Origin of the sequence: Sodalis-like endosymbiont of Proechinophthirus fluctus (genome assembly GCF_001602625.1) — a bacterium.
In the GTDB taxonomy this organism is placed as follows: domain Bacteria; phylum Pseudomonadota; class Gammaproteobacteria; order Enterobacterales; family Enterobacteriaceae.
This window is the reverse complement of the sequence record NZ_LECR01000047.1, coordinates 11,318-12,699: the sequence shown is the minus strand read 5'-3', so window position 1 is coordinate 12,699 and position 1,382 is coordinate 11,318. Positions and strand designations below refer to the sequence as shown.

Below are 1,382 nucleotides of genomic sequence, written 5' to 3'. Positions count from 1 at the left end.
GTATGTGCCGAACAAACGTGTCGGCGGGGTGGTACTGGGCAGCAAAATCGCGCCGATTTTCTTCAACACCATGGAAGATGCTGGTGCGCTGCCGATCGAAGTGGATGTGTCCGATTTTAACATGGGCGACGTCATTGATATTTATCCATTTGCCGGGGAAATCCGTAATCACGAGACCGGCGCGATGCTTGCCAGCTTTACGTTGAAAACGGATGTACTGGTAGACGAAGTGCGCGCTGGCGGCCGTATTCCGCTCATCATCGGCCGTTGTCTGACCGCGCGCGCGCGCGAATCGCTAGGTCTGCCGCCCAGCACCATCTTCCGCCACGCCCGCGATGTCGCCGCCAGCGACAAAGGATATACGCTGGCGCAGAAAATGGTCGGACGTGCCTGCGGCGTGCCTGGGGTGCGTCCTGGCCAGTATTGCGAGCCGAAAATGACCTCGGTGGGGTCGCAGGATACGACCGGCCCCATGACGCGTGATGAGTTAAAAGATCTGGCGTGCCTGGGTTTCTCTGCCGACTTAGTGATGCAATCATTTTGCCACACCGCCGCTTATCCCAAGCCAGTGGACGTGCAGACCCACCACACGCTACCGGACTTCATCATGAATCGTGGTGGCGTCTCCTTGCGTCCGGGAGATGGTATCATTCACTCCTGGTTGAACCGTATGCTACTGCCAGATACTGTCGGTACCGGCGGTGATTCTCATACCCGTTTTCCGATTGGCATCTCGTTTCCGGCGGGTTCCGGGCTGGTGGCCTTTGCCGCTGCGACCGGGGTAATGCCGTTGGATATGCCTGAATCGGTGCTGGTTCGTTTCAAAGGCGCCATGCAGCCGGGCATTACCCTGCGCGATCTGGTGCATGCGATCCCGTATTGTGCCATCAAGCAAGGGCTGCTGACGGTGGAAAAAAGGGGCAAGAAAAACATTTTCTCCGGCCGCATCCTGGAAATCGAGGGCTTGCCGGAACTAAAGGTGGAACAGGCTTTTGAACTGTCGGACGCCTCAGCGGAACGCTCCGCCGCCGGTTGTACCATCAAACTTGACCAGGCGCCGATTACCGAATATTTGAATTCCAATATCGTGCTGATGAAATGGATGATTTCGGGAGGTTATGGCGATCGCCGCGCGCTGGAACGGCGTATCAAAGGAATGGAAAGCTGGCTGGCTAATCCATCTCTTCTGTCGGCGGATGCAGATGCTGAGTATGCGGCGGTGATTGAGATTGATCTGGCCGAAATCAGCGAACCTATCCTGTGCGTACCAAACGATCCGGACGATGCCCGTCTGCTGTCTGATGTAGCCGGCAGAAAAATTGATGAAGTCTTTATCGGATCCTGCATGACCAATATCGGCCACTTCCGCGCCGCTGGTAAGC

The 1,382-nt window shown here is 56.4% G+C and carries 1 protein-coding gene; it reads left to right on the top strand.

Going from position 1 to position 1,382, the window contains the following annotated elements; all coding sequences use genetic code 11:
• On the top strand, nt 1-1,382 hold a 1,382-nt coding region (locus tag BG74_RS17040; RefSeq protein WP_244267334.1), incomplete at both ends, for a bifunctional aconitate hydratase 2/2-methylisocitrate dehydratase.